We start from the raw sequence: 20,772 nt of genomic DNA, 5'->3' as shown, positions 1-20,772 counted from the left end.
GGCTTTAATAAGCCCTCTCGGTAAGGGCGGTAACGCGGCGGCTGCGTAAGCTTTCAATAGTGCGCTAGCGGGCAGCAACGCTCAGCGATTACCAAGATTTTTCTTGAACGTTCAATTGAAAACGAAAGTTAGCCTGAGTAATCCCATCGTTGATGTCAAGTTGATGACAGCGGTGCAATGCCTTGTAGGGCGTTTAAACCGCGATTGGTTTAAGGCGCTGCGGGTTGCTAACGTAAGGGGTAATATGCCGCTATGCTGACCTTGCCAGCCAAGTCTTTTGGCAGCAGCGGTTGCTCTGCTTCACAACATAATTAACAAGCTTAATAAACGAGGCCGAGAAGGCCCCTGACCCCAAAGGACGTTGCATGCGTGCCTGTTTTTGCTCTCTTGATCGTTTGATTGGTGTGCTGTCTATCGCGCTTGCGTTGGGGATGGTGGCGCTGCCTGCTCAGTCGCAAATGCGGATTACCTATAAATCGGCGCTTGAGGGCACGGCTTATTATCAGATGGGCACTGAGCTTGCCCAGGCTATTCGACTGGGAAGTGAGGGCCACGTCATACTCACTACGGAAGAGAGTCAAGGCTCGGTTCAAAATATTCAGGAAGTGATGACTCGTGAAGGGCGCTATGTGTTTACCGCGCCCCCAGCGCTGGTGGCTAACGCCATGGCAGGAGAGGGGGCGTTTGCAGGGCACAGTCATGAGCGTTTTGCTGCTATTCGAGGCCTGTTTCCCATTCCTTCGCTGACGATGCACTTTGTGATGGCGGGTGACGACGGCACGACCACTATTGACGCTCTAAGAGGTAAGCATGTCCTGATTGGCCGTGGAACCTTTAGCGCGGGGGAGGCCGCTCGCTACTTCCAGCTCTTTGGCTTAGAGGGCAAGGTGCGCTTAGCTGATGCGTCTATTACCAACGGCCCAGAAGCGCTAAGAGAAGGTCGCATCGATGCCTTTGTGACGGCCAGCTCTTTCCCAACACCGAACGTGATTGAGACCGCGTCCTTGGTGCCGATTACGTTGGTGAGCTTCACCGATGAGCAAATCGCTCAAACAGGTGCGGTGCGCCAAGTGATTCCCGGCGGTACTTACCCCGGCATTGCCCAACCTGTGGCCACCACTTCACTACCCGTAATGGCATATACCACCGAGCAAATGGATGCCGATACTGCCTACCTACTGACGAAAGCCTTCTGGGAGCAGAAAGCTGCTCTGTCCGAACAGTCGGCCTGGTGGGAAAGCGTGACCTCTGAACTGCTCGCACATATGAATACTCCACTGCATCCTGGTGCACTGCGTTATTACGATGAAGCCGGTGCCGAGCTTCCCGAGCATGTGCGGTGATTGACTAAAAAATAGTAAAGCTAAGTGCGATATAGGCGACGTAGCCACCCAGAAGTGCGGCCCCTTCCCAGCGCGAGAGGCGCATTCCCGTGTAGAGAAACAGCAGTAGTATTCCTGCCGACCCTAGCATTACCCACTGGTCAAACTGACTGACCCTTTCTGCAATAGGCAGCGGCTGCAAAAAAGCGGAAATACCCAGGATTCCCAGCACGTTGAAGATATTGCTGCCCAAAATATTGCCTACGGCAACATCGGCGTGGCGGCGCAGCGCTGCGATTACGGATACCGCCATTTCAGGCAGCGACGTTCCTACCGCCACAATGGTGAGACCAATCACCGCCTCTGAAATCCCCATCGCCTGGGCCAAGCCAATCGCGCCGTAAAGCAGTAGCTGAGAGCCGCCGATGAGCATGGCCAAACCGACTACTAGCGCGACCACAATCATTCCTGTTGAGGAGGGAATAGCCGTCACTTCCTCTGCTTCTGCCGCATGCATCTCCCCTTCTGGCACGGGGTGCTGGCGCTCAGTGCGATAGGCCCAAATCAGATAAGCCGCGAGTGATGCAAGCAGCAGGGCCGCTTCTAAGCGACCAAGTGAGCCGCTCCAGGCCAATACAATAAACAGCACGCTGGCCGCCACCACCACAACGCCATCGCGGCGTAGGGCCAGGGGTTGAACGGTCATGGGGCAGATGGCGGCGCAGAGACCAAGGATCAATAAAATATTACCGATATTGCTGCCCACAATATTGCCCACGGCAATATCAGGCTGCTCTCGAATGGCTGCATCAATAGACACCACCAGCTCCGGTGCCGAGGTGCCAAAGCCCACTACCACAAGGCCTGTCAGCAGTGGCGAAACCCCCATCCGCTTAGCGCCCGCCACGGCACCACGTATTAACGCTTCCCCACCGCCAAATAACAGCACAATACCGGCCAGCAAGCTCAACCCATACAGCATGTGTCACTTCCTTCGTGATTCGCTCAGCCATTTGCCAAGCTTAGGCTTCTAACATTAGCTGGCTTAATTAAGTGTGCAAAGAGGTTTAGAAAGGCTTTTGAAAAGAAGGCGCAGATGAGGAGCGGTAAGGCGTTTGGTGGAGTTCTTTGAGCGCTTAGTCGCTGAACTCGGTGGGTATGGCGAGGGGTCAGAAACGAAAAAAGCACCCGAGGGTGCTTGATTCGAAGGGGTGTCTGGTGGAGGCGGCGGGAATTGAGCCCGCGAGCGAATTAATAAAAACAGTACGTTAGATTTATATGTTGACAGAATGTCGGCTTTTCATATTTGCTTTTTTTTCTTTAGAGGGCTTTTTCTCCATCGTTTGATCAACCATTCAAACTCTTGGTAAGCAGTGTCTGCGTTCTCTCGTACGCCCTCTATAAACTTACTAGATCGTTCGTAAGTCCTTACAATTGTTGAATATTGTGATTTTTTTATCATTTTTTCATTATAAATTTTATCTTGTATGCCAACGCTCAGCCTCTCGAAATGATTGAGCAGATAGCGCAAGTCTTGTGCGTCCTGATTGTCAGCTTTATTTTCTCTGCCTAATGTCAGCAAATTGGTATTTTCACAGACATGCAACTGGCGTAGCCGCTGAATACTTTTCTCTAGCCTAATGTCAGTGCGCAACTCCAGCAGATAATCAGCAGTCTGCTTTTTTTGTGCTGTGGACTTCACGCTGAGAACTGAAATGACAGCTACTGTAATACCCACTGACGTGAGAATTGCTTGTATTGCATCCGGTTCCAAAGAAGTTACGTGCAGCATTAGCCAATCGAACACGTCAAGGCCTCTATTTTTTACTAATTATGAAAAGCAAAAGAGGTGCCAAAGGCACCTCTCTACTAGGTTACAGCTAATTAACAGCTATGTGAAATTATCTCATAGGCCATCATTCTCGTCATATGACTTAGTGGCGTCGGCATTGAAACGCATGCAAATTTTCATAGTGTTATCTCCTTAGCGCATCCTTGATTAGGTTGCTGATCTACGTCAGCTTGGATAGAGAGTTGGCCTGCGAGTTCCTCGTTTTTGAGCACTCAAGCTAGCCAATTCACAACAACACAATACAACAAAATTGGGGTTTGCGCGATGCGGGCTGTGAATATTTCATTTGTTCATTGATGCGTCAAGCCTTCTCACATTGAATTGAATACGTTTTTGTAACTAACAACCCTATCCGGCTATTTATGTCAGGTATTCACCTCTCATAGGTCCGTGAGGTAGTCACCGCGGCGGTATGCCACATCTGCTTGAGTACCCACGCTAGCGGCTCGCCTGCGCCCCGTCCATCATGCTCGCGTTGATGTGGCGGGTTTGGTATGGCAGTCGGTACCGAACGCCTATGTGCTTTAGTGCGTGGGTCCAAGTGTTTTGCGTATCGCCTGATCGCCGATCCATGGTTCGCCTGTGCGGGATTGAGGAAAACAAGGCCGATTGGGTGTAAGTAGCTGAGCGTCTTCTGCATTTTCAGTGCTTCTAAAGCGCAGGGCAGTAGGTCGCTAGTGCGTTTGCCTGCTGTGGTCTTCGTGGTTGCCGTTTGGGCTAGTAGCGCAAACTGAATGAGTGGTAGGGAATAACAGAGTAGAGCGGCTAGAATTGCCTTTTTGAATAAACGCATTCTCGTGCGTCAGAAACGAAAAAAGCACCCGAGGGTGCTTGATTCGAAGGGGTGTCTGGTGGAGGCGGCGGGAATTGAACCCGCGTCCGCCAGCACGCGCCTATTGGCTCTACATGCTTAGATTTCGTCATTTGCTTTAACGCGACTGACTCCGACGATCAGGATTCAGCCTCGCGAGCCTTCTAAAGTTTGACGGTAGGCGAGAAGACACCACCTACCGCGGTCCTATCAGCTTTAGCTCATATCCCCTCAGCGATGAATAGGCACATCACCTTGGGGCCAGACAAGAAGCTAGCAGGGTTTAAGCTGCCAGCGCGCCTTGAGCGTAGTTTTCGTCATTTGCGACTATTTTTCGTGATGTGGGATTTACGAGATACATCACGCTCTCGGCATGCACCGCAAGGGTTGTCACCGGCGTCGAAACCATGTCGCCCCCTTAGTTCAGAGCCGCATTCTAACGTGCTCAGCTCCAATTGACCAGTTATGCCTTGTTATGTTCCCGCATAATTCGGCCTTTTTGGCGGCTCCAGTCGCGGTCTTTCTCGGTGGCGCGTTTATCGTGAATTTTCTTACCGGTCACCAGTGCCAGCTCGCACTTCACCTTGTTGCGTTTCCAGTACAGCTTGAGCGGCACACAGGTGTGGCCCTTGTCCTGGGTAACCGAAAAGATTTTGGCAATTTCTTTGCGGTGCAGCAGTAGCTTGCGGGTACGGGTAGGGTCAGCAATTTCATGAGTGCTGGCTGTGTTGAGCGGCATAATATGGCTACCCAACAGGTACGCTTCGCCGTTGCGGATTAAAATATAAGTGTCGGTCAGCTGTGCTTTACCCGCACGCAGGCTTTTCACTTCCCAACCTGCCAGCACCAAGCCCGCTTCGAAGGTTTCGTCGATATGGTACTCAAACCGCGCCTTCTTATTCTGGGCAATTACGCTGCTGCCGGGGCCCTTGCTGTTACCTTTCTTAGTGGCCATGGAACCTCTTCGTTGATCTGTCAGTAGCATCCCCCTTCGTTATGTGGGGAGGCGTGATACCATTCAAGGTCTGAAAAAATGTTTCCCATGATACGCTTTGGGCACTGTGAAGTCAGCGGAGAGGTCAATGCCAACCGTTAATCGTACCGCCTTGGTGCGGCACACCCCCCAACAAATGTTCGATTTGGTCAATGACTTCGAACGCTACCCCGAGTTCCTACCGGGGTGCCGACGGGCGCGTTTGCTTGAGCATGACGCCGACCATCTCATTGGCGAGATGACCTTAGGGCGCGCCGGGGTGGAGCAAACCATCACTACACGTAACGACCTATTTGCCCCCGAGCGCATCGATCTTTCGCTGGTGAAGGGGCCGTTTAAACAGCTGAAAGGGCGCTGGCTGTTTACGCCTATGGGCGAAAATGCCTGCAAGGTAAGCCTGGAAATGGAGTTTGTATTCGCCAATCGGTTGCTGAGCATGGCGTTTGGCAAGCTGTTCCAGCAAATTGCAGGGCAGCTAGTGGATGCCTTCACTAAGCGTGCTGACGAGCTGTATGGCCGATAGCGAGCTGAAGGTAGAGGTTGCCTTTGCGCTGCCGCACAAGCAGCGCATTGTGGCGCTTGCGGTGCCTAAGGGCACCACGGCGCGCCAAGCCGTGGAGATGGCAGATTTGCCAAGCCTGTTCCAAGAGCTGCCCAGCGAAACTTTTCTAGAGGCTCCGCTGGGTATCTTTGGCAAGGCTATTCGCCACCCGGACAAAGAGCCCCTGCGCGAGGGCGACCGTGTGGAAGTCTATCGCCCATTGCAGATTGACCCCAAAGCGGCCCGCCTAGAGCGGGCCAAACGCCAGGCCAAGGGGCAATAAGCCCCCAGCCGTTACTCACCCGTGATGATGGGCTGTGGCTCTGGCGTGGGTGTTTGCTGCGTGGGCATCGCATCCAGCGGGTCAGCGCCTTCTACGGCTGGTCCCATGCCGCGGTCTGTGCTGATCGGTAGGTCGCGGGATAAATCGCCTTCCTGCTCAATGTTGACCAGCCTGCCTGCGTTATCAAACGTGAGCGTTACGCGGCGCTGTTCAACGCCTTCATACGCTTTATCGATGCGGTAGACATAGTCCCACTCGCGTGAATCGAACGGCGCTTCCAATAGCGGACGTCCCATCACATAGGTCACCTGCTCCTGGGTCATGCCCGGCTGGAGCTGGCTGACCATCTCCTGGGTGATCAGGTTGCCCTGGGGAATGTCGCGCTTGTAAACGCCAACGTAGCTACAGCCGCTAACAACAGTCAGGGCAACGGAAAGGGTAATGATACGAGTCAATTTTTGCATTTGAGCCTGTTCTTCACTATCGTGGTTTCGGTCGATGATACCCGACCTAACCTGTTACTGCGAAGAGCAACCATGGCCGATCAGAACCATGAACTACGCAAAGCCGGGCTGAAAGTGACCCTGCCGCGCGTCAAGATCCTGCAGATTCTCGAAAATGCTTCGGGCCAACACCACCTTAGCGCAGAAGAAGTGTATAAAACACTGATTGATGCGGGCGAGGATGTTGGCTTGGCAACCGTCTACCGCGTGCTGACTCAGTTTGAATCAGCAGGCTTGGTGATTCGTCACAATTTTGACGGTGGCCATGCGGTGTTCGAGATGACCCAAGAAGACCACCACGACCATATGGTGTGTCTGGAAAGCGGTGAAATCATCGAGTTTGTAGATGATTTTATCGAGCGTCGCCAGCAAGAGATCGCCGAAGAGCACGGCTACGAGCTAGTGGATCACGCTCTGGTGTTGTACGTACGCCCTCGCGGGTCAGACGTCACACGCCAGGACAGCGGTCCAACGAATCGTAAATAGCGAATCGTAAAAAGCGCATAGCCGTGTGAAAACGCTCCCAGAGTGCCAGTGAATCATCACTTGCGCCCTGGGAGCGTTTTTGTGTTTAACGCCAGATTAAGGTAAGGCTCGACCCTACTATCTCAGTGCGGCGGGCGCTGGCTGGCCAGCAGCATTTCACGTGCGTGGGCCAGGGTTTGATCAGAAAGCGTCACACCGCCCAGCATGCGGGCCAGCTCGCTAATGCGGCCGCGCTCATCCAGCAGTGCCATGTGGGTGAGGGTGGTGTCCCGTTTCGCGCGTTTTTCAATATGCAGGTGCTGGTGCGCTTGAGCGGCCACTTGGGGCAGGTGGGTCACGGTCATTACCTGGCCGTTTTCTCCTAGCTTGCGCAGCAGTTGCCCAACAATTTCAGCCGTTGCCCCTGAGATACCCACATCGACCTCATCAAATACCAGGCTTGGAATCGTTGAGTGTGATGCTGCTACCACCTGAATCGCTAAGCTGATACGTGAAAGCTCACCGCCCGAGGCCACTTTGGTCAGCGGGCGAGCGGGCTGGCCGGGGTTGGCGCTAATTAAGAATTGAACGTGGTCCAAACCTTCTGGCGTCGGCGTTTCGCGTGGGGTCACGTCCACTTCAAAGCGTGCTTTACCCATAGCTAAGAAAGCGAGCTGTTGCTGAACCTCCTTACCCAAGCGCACAGCGGCTTTTTGGCGTGCCTCGCTCAGTTGTTTCGCTTCACTGCGATAGCGCTCGCGGTATTCAGCTACTTGGGTGCTTAGCGACTCAAGGTCATCGTCGCTGGCTTCTAGCTGGGCTACTTCGTGTTGCAGCTGAGCATGCAGTGCGCAAATCTCTTCGGGGGCAACGTGATGCTTGCGGGCAACGCGGTGTACATCGCCCATGCGCTCTTCCACCCAGGCGAGGCGTTCGGGGTCTAGCTCGGTGGTGCTGGCTAAACGCTGCAGCTCGCTGGCGGCTTCTTCTACCTGAATACGGGCATCGCGGAGCATAGTAAGGGTGTTGGCAAGCGTTCCTTTATCACTGCCGGGCAGGGCGCTGAGATGGGCGTACGCTTGGTTGAGCAGCGACAGCGCACCGCCTTCGTCACTTTCACAGCAGTCGGCGGCAAATTGGGTTTCGCGTAGCGTCTCTTCGGCATGAGCCAAAGTGTGCTGCTCCTCTTCGAGGGTTTGCAGCTCTCCTTCGGCAAGGCCTAGCTGGTCAAGCTCTTCGACCTGATAGCGCAGTAGCTGGCGTTTGGCTTCTACTTCGCTACCTTCTTCGCTGAGCTTCTTCAGCCGCCGCCGAACGTTGCGCCATTCACGGAAGGTCTCAGCGAGCTGCTGGCTGCGCTCGCGTAATCCCGCGTAATCATCCAGTAGCGCTAAATGCGTTTCTTCGCGCATTAAGGCCTGGTGGGCATGCTGGCCATGAATTTGAATCAGCTGCTCACCGAGGGATTTTAGGTCCGCAATGGTGACAGGGTGGCCGTTGATCCACGCTTTTGAGCGGCCATTCGCCGTCACGACACGGCGCAGTAGGCACTCTTCAATAGGCAGGTCGCGGGCGGTGAGCCACTCAGTGGCGCCAGGAAGATGCTGAATATCAAAGCGAGCGGAAAGGTCAGTGCGCTCGCAGCCGTGGCGTACGCTGCCCGCATCGGCGCGCTCGCCCAGGCAGAGGCCCAAAGCACCTAGCAGAATGGATTTGCCCGCCCCAGTTTCACCGGTAATGGCGGTCATGCCGCGGGTTAGGTCGAGTTCTAGGCGGTCAACGATGGCGTAATCTTGGATGGCTAGCTGCGTAAGCATAGGGCCTCCTGAGGCGGTGCAGCACAGAAGCTGGATACTTATCCACTAATTGGTGTTTTATACAGTAGTCGATAACTCACTTCAATGCCCCTCTTGAGATGCTTTTTATGGCCCCCATATAGGCAGCATACGTGGTTAATACCCGCTACTTAACGTAGGTGGCCGCTACCGGCACCGCTACTTATTTCAGGAGTAAGGCATGGCTAAAGAACCGCAAACCCCGTTGGAAGATGAGCTGGCCCGCCAAGAGCAAGAAGCCGAGGTGACCGAGCAGTCTGCTGAAGAGCGCCTGGTAGAAGGCGAGCTTGAAGGCTTGATTGACGACGACGGCGCGCTGGAAGGCAGCGTTGGTAGCCCCGAAGCCGACGTGCTGGCCGCCCAGGTAGAAGAGCTGGAGCAGAGCCTAGCGGAAGCCAAAGACCAAGCGTTGCGCGCAGCGGCGGAAGCCCAGAATGTACGTCGTCGTGCGGAACAGGAAGCGGAGAAAGCGCGCAAGTTTGCCCTTGAAAAATTTGTTAAGGAGCTGTTGCCCGTTGTCGATAGCTTGGAGAAAGCGCTGGAAAGCATGCAAGAAGATGCGTCTGACGTGCACCGCGAAGGTGTTTCCATGACGCTGAAAATGCAGCTAGACGTGCTGAACAAGTTTGGCGTGGAAAGCATTGAGCCCCATGGCGAGCCCTTCGACCCGCAGGTGCATGAGGCCATGGCGATGGTGCCAAACCCAGAGCTAGACCCCAATACGGTCATGGATGTGATGCAGAAGGGGTATCTGCTCAACGGTCGCCTCGTGCGCCCGGCCATGGTGGTGGTCAGTCAAAAAGTAAATTAAGCCGCGTTGACGCATTGCAGTAAAAAAAGCCCTTGAAATGCTGCAAGCGGCCCCCAAATAAAGGGCAACCCGCGGGAAAACCCGCAGACGCCAGCAGAGTCATCGCGGCGTAAAACATCAGTTTTGTTTCAACCGAATTCGAGGTTTTTGCTATGGGACGCATTATTGGTATCGACCTGGGCACCACTAACTCTTGTGTGGCCGTGCTCGATGGTGACAGCGCTAAAGTCATTGAAAACGCCGAAGGCGGTCGTACCACGCCTTCCATCATTGCCTACACCGACGACGGTGAAACTCTGGTAGGTCAGGCCGCCAAGCGCCAAGCCGTGACCAACCCGGAAAACACCCTGTACGCCATTAAGCGTCTGATCGGCCGTCGCTTCAAAGACGACGTGGTCCAGAAAGACATCAAAATGGTGCCGTACAAAATCGCTGAAGCCGATAACGGCGATGCGTGGGTAGAAGTGAAAGGCAAAAAAATGGCACCGCCGCAGGTAAGCGCGGAAGTGCTGAAGAAAATGAAGAAAACCGCTGAAGACTACCTCGGCGAGCCGGTCACTGAAGCGGTTATCACCGTTCCGGCCTACTTCAACGACAGCCAGCGTCAGGCCACTAAAGATGCGGGCCGGATTGCCGGTCTTGATGTTAAGCGCATCATCAACGAGCCGACAGCCGCAGCACTTGCCTACGGCATGGATAAATCCCGTGGTGATAAAACCATCGCGGTATACGACCTGGGTGGCGGTACCTTCGATATCTCCATCATCGAAGTGGCCGACGTTGACGGCGAAACTCAGTTTGAAGTGTTAGCCACTAACGGCGACACCTTCCTGGGCGGTGAAGATTTCGACCTGGCGTTGATTAACTATCTGGTTGACCAGTTCAAAACCGATAGCGGCATCAACCTCTCCGGCGACAACCTGGCCATGCAGCGTCTGAAAGAAGCCGCAGAGAAAGCCAAGATTGAGCTTTCCAGCGCTCAGCAGACCGACGTGAACCTGCCGTACATCACGGCTGATAACACTGGCCCGAAACACCTGAACGTGAAGGTGACGCGTGCCAAGCTGGAGTCGCTGGTAGAAGAGCTGGTTCAGCGCTCGCTCGAGCCGTGCAAAACGGCACTGAAAGATGCTGGCTTGTCCGCGTCTGAAATCGATGAAGTGATCCTGGTCGGCGGCCAAACCCGCATGCCGATGGTTCAGAAGAAAGCGGCTGACTTCTTCGGTAAAGAAGCACGTAAAGACGTTAACCCCGATGAAGCAGTGGCCGTAGGTGCTGCGATTCAGGGCGGCGTACTGGGTGGCGACGTGAAAGACGTTCTGCTGCTTGACGTGACTCCGCTGACCCTGGGTATCGAAACCATGGGTGGCGTGATGACCGCGCTGATCGACAAGAACACCACCATCCCGACCAAGAAGACACAAACCTTCTCAACCGCGGATGACAACCAGACGGCCGTGACCATTCACGTCGTTCAGGGTGAGCGTAAGCAGGTCACGCAGAATAAATCGCTGGGTCGTTTTGACCTTTCCGATATTCCGCCGGCCCCGCGCGGTGTACCGCAAATTGAAGTGGCGTTCGACCTTGATGCCAACGGTATCTTGAACGTGTCTGCCAAAGACAAGGCTACCGGTAAAGAGCAGTCCATCGTCATCAAAGCGTCCAGCGGCCTCTCGGATGAAGAGATCGAGCAAATGGTACGCGATGCCGAAGCCCACGCGGACGAAGATAAAAAGTTCGAAGCGCTGGTGCAGCTGCGTAACCAAGCGGACGGCATGATCCACGCCACCCGCAAAACCGTTCAAGAAGCGGGCGATAAAGCGACCGATGACGAAAAACAGGCCATCGAAACCGCTATTAGTGAACTGGAAGAAGCGCTGAAAACCGATGACCAGGACAACATCCAGAAGAAACTGGATGCACTGACCGAAGTCTCCGGCCAGCTGGCGCAAAAAATGTATGCCGAGCAGGCAGACGCTGCACAGGCAGGCGGTGAAGGCGCAGAAGAAGCCAACACCAAGCAGGACGACGACGTGGTTGACGCTGAGTACGAAGAAGTCAACGACGACAAGAAGAAGCAGTAACCCACCTCTTTCTGCCAAGGAAAGCGGTGACGCGGGAGGCAACTCCCGCGTTGCTGTTTCCGCGGCCGAGACGCCTATAGAGCGTCGCTAACCAGGAGGCGTAGGACCCATGTCCAAGCGCGATTATTACGAAGTCCTGGGTGTCGAAAAAGGGGCTGATCAGAAAGAGATCAAAAAAGCCTATCGCCGTCTGGCGCAAAAATTCCACCCTGATCGAAACCCGGACGATAACACCGCAGCGGAAAAATTCCGTGAAGTGTCAGAAGCCTACGAAATACTCAGTGATGGCGAGAAGCGCGCGGCCTACGACCAGTTTGGTCATGCCGGTGTGGATAGCCAGGGCGGCGGCTTTGGTGGCGGTGGCTTCGGCGGCGGCGGAGCCGGCGATTTTGGCGATATTTTTGGCGATGTGTTTGGCGATATTTTCGGGGGTGGCGGTGGCCGCCGTCGTGGGCCTAACGCACCCGCTCGTGGTTCCGACCTGCGCTACAACCTAGAGCTTGATCTAGAAAGCGCGGTTGCCGGTACCACGGTCGATATTCGCGTACCGCGCCATATCGAGTGTGACCGCTGTGACGGCGGCGGTGCCGAGCCGGGTTCCAGCAAAGAAACCTGCCCTACCTGCCATGGCCACGGCCAAGTGCGTATGCAGCAGGGCTTCTTTGCCGTTCAGCAAACCTGCCCCACCTGCCACGGCAGTGGCCAGCACATCAAAGTGCCGTGCCACAAATGTAACGGTGAAGGCCGCGTTCGCGAAACCCGCACGCTCTCCGTGAAGATTCCACCGGGTGTGGATACCGGCGACCGCATTCGCTTAAACGGCGAAGGTGAAAGCGGCGTGAACGGTGGCCCGGCGGGTGATCTGTACGTTCAGGTCGCGATCAAGCCGCACCATATCTTCAAGCGTGACGGCAAGCACCTGCAGTGCGACGTGCCGATCAACTTTGTGGATGCAGCGTTAGGTGGCGAGCTAGAAGTGCCCACGCTCGATGGCCGCGTGAAGCTGAAGATCCCGCCGGAAACCCAAACCGGCAAGCTCTTCCGCCTGCGTGGCAAAGGCGTGAAGCCTGTGCGCGGCGGCGCCCCCGGCGACCTGCTGTGCAAAGTAGTGTTGGAAACGCCCGTCAATCTCAACGACGAGCAGCGCGACCTGCTTCGCCAACTGCAAGAGAGCTTCGATGGCAGCAACAGCCACAGCCACTCGCCGAAGAAGACCGGTTTCTTCGACAGCGTGAAGAAGTTCTTTGAAGAGATGAAGCCGTAAGGGCGGTATAGCGCCACTACGTAAAAAGCCCCAGCACGGTTACGTGCTGGGGCTTTTTCGTGTCTGTTCAGCGCAGCAGGTGATCCAAGCGCCATGCCAGTGCCTGTTGGCAAGGCTGACAATGCTTGGCTCTGGGAAGTACGACGGTTTGTCCATGCAACTGATGAAGCCATGCGTTATCTGGCATTAGGTCATCAAGGGTTGGGCTGACATGCCACTTATGATCTGGGCCAGGAGCAATCAGGTAGTTATCCATTGCCCAATGCAAGTTGGGCGTCAGTGCTAGACCATTTGTTGGCCGGTCATCGTAGCTCTTAGCAAAGGGGATCAAATGAGCGGCTTCGACAAGATAGCGATAGTCTGGCGTGATGAAACGTAAGCGGGTGGCCGCGCAGCGATAGTCATAGGCTTCAAGCACGAGCGTGCGAAATGCCGCAGAGCGTGCCTGCTGCTGGGCGCTCTCTTTCACCTCGCCAACTAAGCGGTCAGGCTGTTTCTCGTACTCACCGCTTTCAAGGGCTGTGGTTAAGTAAGCATTGAGCGCATGCTGCTGGGCAGGGCTCGTAAAATAGTGTGCCACGATGAGCGCGCAGGCGATGTGGGCTTTAGATGGGTCTTGAAAGGCATTAAATAATGCGTAATCAAGCGTTGCCTCGGTAAACAGCTCTCGTAGTTTTTTAAGCGATTTAGGTTGCCCAAGGCTATCCACGATCTTAGTGATGCTGCTCTCGAAGTGAGGCTTCCAAAGGGCTCCTGAAATGCCTTGATCACTTTTTAAATGCCAGAGAGGTAGGTGAGGGTTGCCAGCTTGGCGATCACCGGTGGCTGCTTCATAGAGATCAAAATAGCGTGCTACCAAGCGATCATCGATCAATATCTGGGGTGTTGTAATGTGGCCGCTTTGAACTTCGCAAATTATCGCCAGCAGTAAGCAAGGCTTATTAGCCGCCAGTTGGCCTCGGCTTCTACCAACTCGTAGAGCGGTCAGGCAGGTGAGTGTTTCGTCTGTCATGCTGGTCTCAAGTTTGGTCAAGCCTGCGCGAGATTGTCTCGTGTTCAATAGTCGTCCCTCGCACAAAAATGATCAAATCAGACAGTGATAGATGAGCTAACGAAAAGCAATTTGCGTCACAATAACAGCATCTGCTGATTAACCATTGGCTCATCATGAGTGAAGGAAGCCGTGCTATGCCCCAGGATGCTGTTAACCGCCCTTACGTGGGGATCTTGCTACGTGTGCTGTCGGGGGGGCTGTTTACGGGCATGCTGGTGTGTATCAAGGCGGTGAGCGATGCCGTGCCGGTGGGGCAGTCGGTGTTCTTTCGTTCGCTGTTTGCGCTGCTGCCGATCATGGTGTTTCTGGCCTTACGCCGGGAATTTCCTCACGGCTTGGCAACCCGGCGCCCGCTGGGCCATGCGCTGCGCTCTGGGTTGGGTGCTGCGGCGATGTTTGCCTCGTTTGCCGCCGTGGCGGTGTTGCCGGTGGCAGAGGCCACGCTATTAGCGCAGTTGACCCCTATCTTTATGGCGCTGGGCGGTGTGTTGCTGCTGGGCGAGCGTTTTACGCGGGTGCGTGCGTTGGCGATGGGTTTGGCGCTTTGCGGGATGGCCGTGCTGGTGCTGCCGAATGTGGGCGGCTCTGCCCAGCAGGGGCAGCTAATGGGCTATCTATTGGCCGTGATGAGTGCGTTATTAACGGCGGGTGCGCTACTCACCGTGCGGCGCATTTCACGCACCGAAACCACGGGCTCCATCGCGTTTTACTTTATTTTGGTGTCGGCACTGGCGGGGCTGGCGACGCTGCCGCTGGGCTGGGCGTCGTTAAGCCCTTTAACGCTTGGCTTGCTGGTGTTGGCAGGATTGTTGGGTGGTGCGGCGCATATCGCGATGACGTTGGCATTTCGCTATGCCGAGGCGTCGCGGTTAGCGCCGTTTGAGTACTTGGCGTTGATATGGCCGGTGCTGGCGGATTGGTTTCTATTCGATATCCCTGCTTCGCATTATTTCTTCTTGGCTCTGCCCTTTATGCTGGCCGGTGTTGCTTTGGCAGCGCTGGAGGGCAGGCGCTTTAAATGGCCTCTTCGACGATAAGCTGAGGCTGCCCCTTCGAGCAGGGCTCAATGCGGGCGTTCACGTGGTAAACGCTGCGCAGTAGTGCGGGCGTAATGACTTCTTCTGTGGCACCGCAGGCAATCAGCCGGCCTTGTTCCAACACCATGGCGTGATCGGTAAAACGCAGTGCGTGGCCAATATCGTGCAGCGCTACCAGGATTAGCATTTGCCGCTCGTCGGCAAGGCGCCTCAGTACGCTCAATAGGCTAATTTGGCGGTTGAGATCAAGGGCGGACGTGGGTTCGTCCAGCATCAGTATCTCAGGCTCCTGAACCAGCGCCTGGGCGGCGCTCACCAGCTGGCGCTGGCCGCCGCTTAAGTCGCCAATATCACGCTCGGCCAGCGCGCTGATGTTCAGCTCGGCAAGCGCTTTATCCACTTGGGCGAGGTCCTCGGCTTGTACCGTTAGGCTACGCCCTTGCATGCGGGCCAACAGCACGGACTCATAGACCGATAGGACGGCTTTTGCGCCGGTATCCTGGGGCATGTAGGCCACAGGGCGCTCGGCGGTGGTGTGCTGAATGAGCACATCGCCGCTACCTTTTAGTAGCCCCAAAATACGACGAAACAGCGTCGATTTTCCTGCCGCATTAGGGCCAAGCAAGGCCACCACTTGCCCACCTTGAAAGCAGGGCGTGGAGATGTCGTGAACAATGGTGTTGCGCCCGTAGCGGGCGCTCACGTTCTTAAGTTGTAGCGTTACCATGCGGCCTTCTTATGGTTGAGCACGAGAAAGAGGAAGAAGGGGATACCCACCAGCGAGGTGATAATGCCGATGGGAATGATGGTGCCGGGAATGAGGATCTTCGAAATGACCGAGCCCACCGAGAGAATTAGCGCGCCGCACAGCGCCGAACCTGGCAGGAAGAAACGTTGATCTTCGCCTAGCAGCATGCGGGCGATATGCGGGCCCACCAAACCAATGAAACCAATCGTGCCAACGAAGGCGACGGCGATAGCGGCGAGTAACGAAACGAGCACCAGTACTTCTAGGCGTAGCGCGCGAGGATTAACGCCCATGCTTTCGGCCTTGGCATCGCCCAGGCGCATGGCGGTGAGGGCCCACCCGTGGCGTGCCAGTAGCGGCATCACCAGGGCTAAGACGCTAAGCGCTACCCAGAATTTTGGCCAAGTGGCTTTGGTAAGGCTGCCCATCGTCCAAAACACGACAGCAGCGACGGCCTCTTGACTGGCAAAGAACTGAATCAGCGCCATCAGAGAGTTGAAGATGAACACCATCGCAATGCCGAGTAGCACGATGGTTTCGACGGTAACGCCGCGCTTGAGGCTGAGTGCGTGAATCAAAAACGCGGTGAACATCGCCATCACGAAGGCGTTGATGGGTACCACGTATTCAATCGCGGCGGGGATGATCGCCACGCCAAAGGCTAAGCCCAGCGCTGCGCCAAAGCTGGCACCTGCGGAAATCCCCAGCGTGAACGGGCTGGCGAGTGGGTTGCTCAGGATGGTCTGCATCTGTGCGCCTGCCACCGAGAGGCTGGCCCCAACGACCATCGCCATTAACGCGACTGGCATACGAATATCCCAGAGTATGACCCGCGCCTGCTGGCTGACGGCGCCCGGAGTCACCAGCGCCGCAACGACCTCAGACAAACTGAAACGGGCGGGGCCAAGTGCCAAATCCACGCATAGGCTGAGCAGCAGCGCTAGGGTCAAGCCCACCAGAATCAGCTGCCGGCGCCACACTTGTGCGCGATAAAAAGTGCGCCCGGAGGTTGGGCTGGCGACGTTGGCATTAGTGGTCATGAAGCGTTACCCAGTAGCCGGGCTGGTAATTGATCGGCAAAAACCGCTCGTGAAGCTCTTTCAAGGTGGCTTCGGGGTCTACATTTTCAAACAGCTCGGGATGGAACCACTTGGCCAACTGCTGTACGGCGACGAAATAGTAAGGGCTGTTATAAAACTGGTGCCAAATGGCGTGTACGTTCCCCGTCTCGACAGCCTCAATACCGGTCATAGCGGTGCGGGTCGTTAACGCCTGCAGTTTTTCCCGTGCCAGCGCTTGGTCCGCGCCTGGCCCAACGCCTACCCAGTCACCGCCTGGTACATAGGCATCCCAACTGCCGCCTGTGACCACCACGTGCTGCGGGTTAGCAGCAATAATGTGCTCGGGGTTTAGGTTGCCAAAGCTTTCGGGGATGATGCTGTCAGCAATGTTGGTGCCGCCTGCGAGCGTTACGTATTCACCAAAGTTGGCAGGGCCGAAGCTCATACAGCACTCGTCGGAATAGCCGCCCGCACGGTCGATGAAGACGCGTGGCCGGTCGGGGTTGGCTTGCTCAATGATGTCGGTTACCCGCGCGAGCTGTTCTTCTGCAAAGGTGATGAACTCCTCGGCGGCTGCCTCATCGTTCATCAACTGGCCGATTAAGCGCATCGAAGGGATGGTGTTTTCGATAGGATCTTCGCGGAAATCCACGTAGACAATGGGGATATCCAGCGCTGCGAGTTTGTCGTCGTATGCGGCATCTTCGGTAGCCGCTTTTGCCTCGATATTCATTAGGATGAGGTCGGGGTTCAGCGATGCCGCTTGCTCGACATCGAAGGTGCCGTCTTTGAAGCCCCCAAGCGTGGGAATCGACGCCATCTCGGGAAAACGCTCTAAGTAGCGCTGGTAATTGTCTGGGTCCGCTTGGGAAAAGTCCTCTCGCCACCCCACTACATGGGCTAACGGTGCTTCCGGTTCGAGCATACCCAGTAAATAAATTTGCCTGCCTTCACCGAGAATGACGCGTTCAGCAGGGGCGTCGAGAGTGATCTGTCGGCCAGCAATGTCAGTGACCGTGATAGGGGCCGCGGCGGCAGAAACGCAAACGAGAGACGTCAGCGCGCTCATAAGCGAAAAAGATAGGCGTGACAGCATAGTGGCATCGATTACCTGGGTTTTTAGCGTCAAAGCTAACGATGGGTGTTTAATCAAACATAGGTTTTGAGGTTAATTGCTATTCTCATGTTTGGCATTATCCTCAAAAGCAATAAAGCTGTCGAGGTAAGTGAGAGGCGTTAGCGTTTAGCAACACGCTGTTGCAACAAATTCTCATTCGTCGCTTGGTTCTTTGCACTGCGAGTATTACGCTAGTGGGTACTTACTCGCTTTTGAGATGGAGAGAACATCATGCCGTTATCCCGAGCAGAGATTGCCACCTCGTCTGGTGCGAAATTAATCAACCGCTTGTGCAAGCACTGGGCGCATAAGCTTGAGGTAGAGCACAGTGAGCAGGATGCCAAGATCGTGTTTGCCAGCGGTACTTGCCTGATGCATGCAGACCCAGAGCGGCTGTCGGTGTCGATTGAAACCCTAGAGGAAGAGCATCTAGACCAGCTAGAGGGTGTGGTGGAGAGCCATTTAGTGCGCATGGCGAAAGATGAGCCGTTGGTGATCGTCTGGGAGAATTGATTGCGTCGGCGTGGCGCAGCCTTTAGCGCCGCATCGCTAAGGTGGTCTGCTATAATCGCGGCCACCTTTTTTGTATCTCGTGAATATTCAACAGCCCACGCGCAGGAGTTTCCATGACCCGAATTGCCATTGTAGGCGTAGCTGGCCGTATGGGCCGCACCTTAGTCAATGCTATTGAGCAAGCGGCAGATGCGACGCTGGCGGGCGGCATTGTGGAGCCAGGCAGCTCCTTGGTGGGCGCAGATATTGGCGAGCTGGCGGGTGTAGGTAAGCGTGGCGTGGTGGCGGTAGATTCGCTAGCGGCCATCGTGGATGACTTCGACGTGCTGATTGATTTCACTGCGCCCCAGGTCACATTAGCCAATTTGGCGTTCTGTGCTGAGCACGGTAAGCGCATGGTGATTGGCACCACCGGCATGAATGACGAAGAGCTAGCAACGCTCGATAGCTACCGCGATACGGTCGCCATGGTGTTCGCTCCCAATATGAGCGTGGGCGTGAACCTGACGCTGAAACTGCTGGAAACAGCGGCCAAGGCGCTGGGTGACGAAGGCTACGACATTGAAGTGATCGAATCTCACCACCGTCATAAAGTCGACGCGCCTTCCGGTACGGCGATCAAAATGGGTGAAGTGGTGGCCGAAAGCTTGGGCCGTACCCTGAAAGAGCACGGCGTGTTTGAGCGGGTAGGGCAGTGCGGCCCGCGTACCGATAAAGAGATCGGTTTTGCTACCGTGCGCGCAGGCGATATCGTCGGTGAACACACCGTGATGTTTGCTACCGAAGGCGAGCGCATCGAGATTACCCACAAGGCGTCTAGCCGGATGACGTTTGCCAAGGGCGCGGTACGGGCTGCTCGTTGGGTCGCCAGCCAACCTCATGGCCGTTACGACATGCAGGATGTCCTGGCACTTAACTAATCAGCAAAGTAGCCTTCGGTACAGCGCCTACAATAAAGGGCTAGCCGAAGGCCGGTAAATCCTGTAACATTCCAAAAATTTTGGCCCAGTGGCTGCAAAAAGCAGCAAAATATCTATAGTGAAGAGCTGTAGAGAGAGCACCGCGCTTGTTGCACTGGCCGTTTAGTTAAAAAATAGTCAGCTAGATGCTGCACCGTGGCCGATGCCGTTACAGATGCCATGGAAGAGAACAACAAGCGGGATGAAACCGATTTTTTTATTGTCGGCTTCGTCCCGCTTTTTTACGACCCGACGTTTGCACGCAAACGCCGACAACCGGATCGCTGAGCCTGCGCCCACAGGCTCCCACCAGCATGGGAGAACTTGTTTTGAATAACCCCGCATTGAGCAAACCCGCGATATTGGCCCTGGAAGATGGCAGTGTGTTTCATGGAACTGCTATTGGCGCGGATGGAGTCACAAGCGGTGAGGTGGTGTTCAATACAGCCATGACCGGCTACCAAGAAATCCTCACTGACCCCTCTTACACCCGCCAAATCGTCACCCTGACCTATCCCCATATCGGCAACACCGGCATCAATTCTGAAGATGTAGAGTCTGCCTCGATTGCGGCAGCGGGCTTGGTAATTCGCGATCTCCCTCTGCTGGCCAGCAGCTTCCGCTCTGAGCAAACCCTCTCTGATTACCTGAAAAGCCAAAACGTGCTGGGCATTGCGGATATCGACACTCGCCGCCTAACGCGCATTCTGCGCGATAAAGGTGCCCAGAACGGTGCGATTTTGGCGGGTGCCGATGCAGAAGGTGAAGATGCCGTAGAACGGGCGCTGGCGGCGGCGAAGGCATTCCCTGGCCTGAAGGGCATGGATTTAGCCAAGGAAGTCTCGTGCAAAGAAGCGTACGAGTGGTCAGAAGGCGAGTGGACCTTGGGCGAAGGTTACGCGGATACCACCCAGGGTGAGCGCCCTTACCATGTGGTTGCGTTTGATTACGGCGTGAAGTTCAACATCCTGCGTATGCTGGCGGCACGCGGTTGCCGCCTGACGGTGGTGCCCGCGCAAACGCCTGCGGCTGAGGTGCTGGCGATGAACCCCGATGGCGTGTTCCTCGCCAACGGCCCCGGCGACCCCGAGCCCTGCGACTACGCCATTAAAGCGATCCAAGAAGTGCTGGAAACCAATACCCCGGTATTTGGTATCTGCTTAGGCCACCAGTTGCTGGCGCTGGCCTCCGGTGCCAAAACGGTCAAGATGAGCCACGGCCATCACGGTGCCAATCACCCGGTACAGGATTTAGACACCGGCACCGTGATGATCACCAGCCAAAACCACGGCTTTGCGGCCGATGAAGCAACCCTGCCTGCTAACGTACGTGCGACGCACCGTTCGCTGTTTGATGGCACCCTGCAGGGTATTGAGCGTACCGACCGCCCAGCGTTTAGTTTCCAGGGCCACCCGGAAGCCAGCCCCGGCCCGCGTGATGTCGCGCCGCTGTTTGATCGCTTTATCGCCATGATGCAGGCGCGCCGCTAAGTTTGCCGCGCTGCCTCTCATTGCCTAA

General features: G+C 55.5%; 21 protein-coding genes and 1 other RNA gene. 12 read left to right on the top strand and 10 right to left on the bottom strand.

All coding sequences use genetic code 11. From position 1 onward, the window contains the following. Positions 1–365 precede the first annotated feature (365 nt). Positions 366–1,343 (top strand): TAXI family TRAP transporter solute-binding subunit, encoded by a 978-nt coding sequence (locus tag IEW65_RS13395; protein ID WP_188639985.1) that lies wholly within the window; start codon positions 366–368, stop codon positions 1,341–1,343. 4 nt (positions 1,344–1,347) lie between these two features. Here the strand turns inward: IEW65_RS13395 and IEW65_RS13390 are convergent, their stop codons facing one another. The 4 genes from IEW65_RS13390 to smpB form a co-directional block, all read right to left on the bottom strand. Next, a complete protein-coding gene (locus IEW65_RS13390; RefSeq protein ID WP_188639984.1) occupies positions 1,348–2,304 on the bottom strand; it encodes a calcium/sodium antiporter in 957 nt (318 codons plus the stop codon). Positions 2,305–2,622: 318 nt separating this feature from the next. Beyond that, entirely contained in the window at positions 2,623–3,129 is a 507-nt protein-coding gene (locus IEW65_RS13385) for a DUF4760 domain-containing protein (RefSeq protein ID WP_188639983.1), read from the bottom strand. Between the two features lie 894 nt (positions 3,130–4,023). Then, positions 4,024–4,403: a transfer-messenger RNA gene (ssrA, locus tag IEW65_RS13380) on the bottom strand. 45 nt (positions 4,404–4,448) lie between these two features. After that, positions 4,449–4,940, bottom strand: a complete 492-nt coding sequence (gene smpB, locus IEW65_RS13375) for an SsrA-binding protein SmpB (protein WP_188639982.1) — start codon at positions 4,938–4,940, stop codon at positions 4,449–4,451. Positions 4,941–5,067: 127 nt separating this feature from the next. Between smpB and IEW65_RS13370 the strand changes: the two genes are divergently transcribed. Both IEW65_RS13370 and IEW65_RS13365 read left to right on the top strand, forming a co-directional pair. Beyond that, positions 5,068–5,502, top strand: coding sequence for a type II toxin-antitoxin system RatA family toxin (locus IEW65_RS13370; protein WP_188639981.1), 435 nt, complete (start codon positions 5,068–5,070; stop codon positions 5,500–5,502). Continuing rightward, positions 5,492–5,803, top strand: coding sequence for an RnfH family protein (locus IEW65_RS13365; RefSeq protein ID WP_188639980.1), 312 nt, complete (start codon positions 5,492–5,494; stop codon positions 5,801–5,803). Before IEW65_RS13370 ends, IEW65_RS13365 begins: the two co-directional genes overlap by 11 nt. Positions 5,804–5,814: 11 nt before the next feature. Here the strand turns inward: IEW65_RS13365 and bamE are convergent, their stop codons facing one another. Further along, positions 5,815–6,267, bottom strand: coding sequence for an outer membrane protein assembly factor BamE (gene bamE, locus IEW65_RS13360; RefSeq protein WP_188639979.1), 453 nt, complete (start codon positions 6,265–6,267; stop codon positions 5,815–5,817). A gap of 72 nt (positions 6,268–6,339) precedes the next feature. Here bamE and fur point away from each other — a divergent pair, with 72 nt between their 5' ends. After that, positions 6,340–6,792: a ferric iron uptake transcriptional regulator gene (gene fur / locus IEW65_RS13355; RefSeq protein WP_188639978.1), complete on the top strand. Its 453-nt coding sequence runs from the start codon at positions 6,340–6,342 to the stop codon at positions 6,790–6,792. Between the two features lie 122 nt (positions 6,793–6,914). On the opposite strand, the gene recN is transcribed toward fur, so the two are convergent. Continuing rightward, on the bottom strand, positions 6,915–8,588 hold the full coding sequence (gene recN, locus IEW65_RS13350; RefSeq protein WP_188639977.1) for a DNA repair protein RecN: 1,674 nt from the start codon (positions 8,586–8,588) through the stop codon (positions 6,915–6,917). Positions 8,589–8,787: 199 nt separating this feature from the next. On the opposite strand from recN, the gene grpE reads away from it, so the two are divergent. From grpE to dnaJ, 3 genes are all read left to right on the top strand, one after another. After that, positions 8,788–9,417, top strand: a complete 630-nt coding sequence (gene grpE, locus IEW65_RS13345) for a nucleotide exchange factor GrpE (RefSeq protein WP_188639976.1) — start codon at positions 8,788–8,790, stop codon at positions 9,415–9,417. A gap of 152 nt (positions 9,418–9,569) precedes the next feature. Further along, positions 9,570–11,501, top strand: a complete 1,932-nt coding sequence (gene dnaK / locus IEW65_RS13340; protein WP_188639975.1) for a molecular chaperone DnaK — start codon at positions 9,570–9,572, stop codon at positions 11,499–11,501. A gap of 109 nt (positions 11,502–11,610) precedes the next feature. Further along, complete coding sequence (dnaJ, locus tag IEW65_RS13335) at positions 11,611–12,765, top strand: molecular chaperone DnaJ (protein ID WP_188639974.1); 1,155 nt, start codon at positions 11,611–11,613, stop codon at positions 12,763–12,765. Positions 12,766–12,832: 67 nt separating this feature from the next. On the opposite strand, the gene IEW65_RS13330 is transcribed toward dnaJ, so the two are convergent. Then, a complete protein-coding gene (locus IEW65_RS13330; RefSeq protein WP_188639973.1) occupies positions 12,833–13,777 on the bottom strand; it encodes an HNH endonuclease in 945 nt (314 codons plus the stop codon). A gap of 176 nt (positions 13,778–13,953) precedes the next feature. Here IEW65_RS13330 and IEW65_RS13325 point away from each other — a divergent pair, with 176 nt between their 5' ends. Beyond that, positions 13,954–14,856 carry a DMT family transporter gene (locus IEW65_RS13325; protein WP_188639972.1) on the top strand — a complete coding sequence of 301 codons (903 nt, stop codon included), beginning with the start codon at positions 13,954–13,956 and terminating at the stop codon, positions 14,854–14,856. Here IEW65_RS13325 and IEW65_RS13320 read toward each other — a convergent pair. The 3 genes from IEW65_RS13320 to IEW65_RS13310 are packed head-to-tail and all read right to left on the bottom strand — an operon-like array spanning position 14,834 to position 17,761. Continuing rightward, positions 14,834–15,583 (bottom strand): ABC transporter ATP-binding protein, encoded by a 750-nt coding sequence (locus IEW65_RS13320; RefSeq protein WP_188639971.1) that lies wholly within the window; start codon positions 15,581–15,583, stop codon positions 14,834–14,836. The genes IEW65_RS13325 and IEW65_RS13320 overlap by 23 nt on opposite strands. After that, on the bottom strand, positions 15,577–16,644 hold the full coding sequence (locus tag IEW65_RS13315; RefSeq protein WP_188639970.1) for a FecCD family ABC transporter permease: 1,068 nt from the start codon (positions 16,642–16,644) through the stop codon (positions 15,577–15,579). Before IEW65_RS13315 ends, IEW65_RS13320 begins: the two co-directional genes overlap by 7 nt. After that, a complete protein-coding gene (locus IEW65_RS13310) occupies positions 16,634–17,761 on the bottom strand; it encodes an ABC transporter substrate-binding protein (RefSeq protein ID WP_188639969.1) in 1,128 nt (375 codons plus the stop codon). Before IEW65_RS13310 ends, IEW65_RS13315 begins: the two co-directional genes overlap by 11 nt. 252 nt (positions 17,762–18,013) lie before the next feature. On the opposite strand from IEW65_RS13310, the gene IEW65_RS13305 reads away from it, so the two are divergent. The 4 genes from IEW65_RS13305 to carA all read left to right on the top strand — a co-directional run bounded on the left by IEW65_RS13305 (position 18,014) and on the right by carA (position 20,744). After that, entirely contained in the window at positions 18,014–18,295 is a 282-nt protein-coding gene (locus tag IEW65_RS13305; protein ID WP_188639968.1) for a DUF2218 domain-containing protein, read from the top strand. A 113-nt stretch (positions 18,296–18,408) separates the two neighbouring features. Continuing rightward, a complete protein-coding gene (dapB, locus tag IEW65_RS13300) occupies positions 18,409–19,215 on the top strand; it encodes a 4-hydroxy-tetrahydrodipicolinate reductase (RefSeq protein ID WP_188639967.1) in 807 nt (268 codons plus the stop codon). Between the two features lie 195 nt (positions 19,216–19,410). Then, positions 19,411–19,542 (top strand): hypothetical protein, encoded by a 132-nt coding sequence (locus tag IEW65_RS17180; RefSeq protein WP_268234730.1) that lies wholly within the window; start codon positions 19,411–19,413, stop codon positions 19,540–19,542. 56 nt (positions 19,543–19,598) lie between these two features. Then, positions 19,599–20,744 (top strand): glutamine-hydrolyzing carbamoyl-phosphate synthase small subunit, encoded by a 1,146-nt coding sequence (gene carA, locus IEW65_RS13295; protein WP_188640169.1) that lies wholly within the window; start codon positions 19,599–19,601, stop codon positions 20,742–20,744. Positions 20,745–20,772 lie beyond the last annotated feature (28 nt).

This window comes from Vreelandella lutescens (assembly GCF_014640815.1).
Taxonomy (GTDB): Bacteria; Pseudomonadota; Gammaproteobacteria; order Pseudomonadales; family Halomonadaceae; genus Vreelandella; species Vreelandella lutescens.
This window is presented reverse-complemented; position numbering and strand designations above follow the sequence as displayed.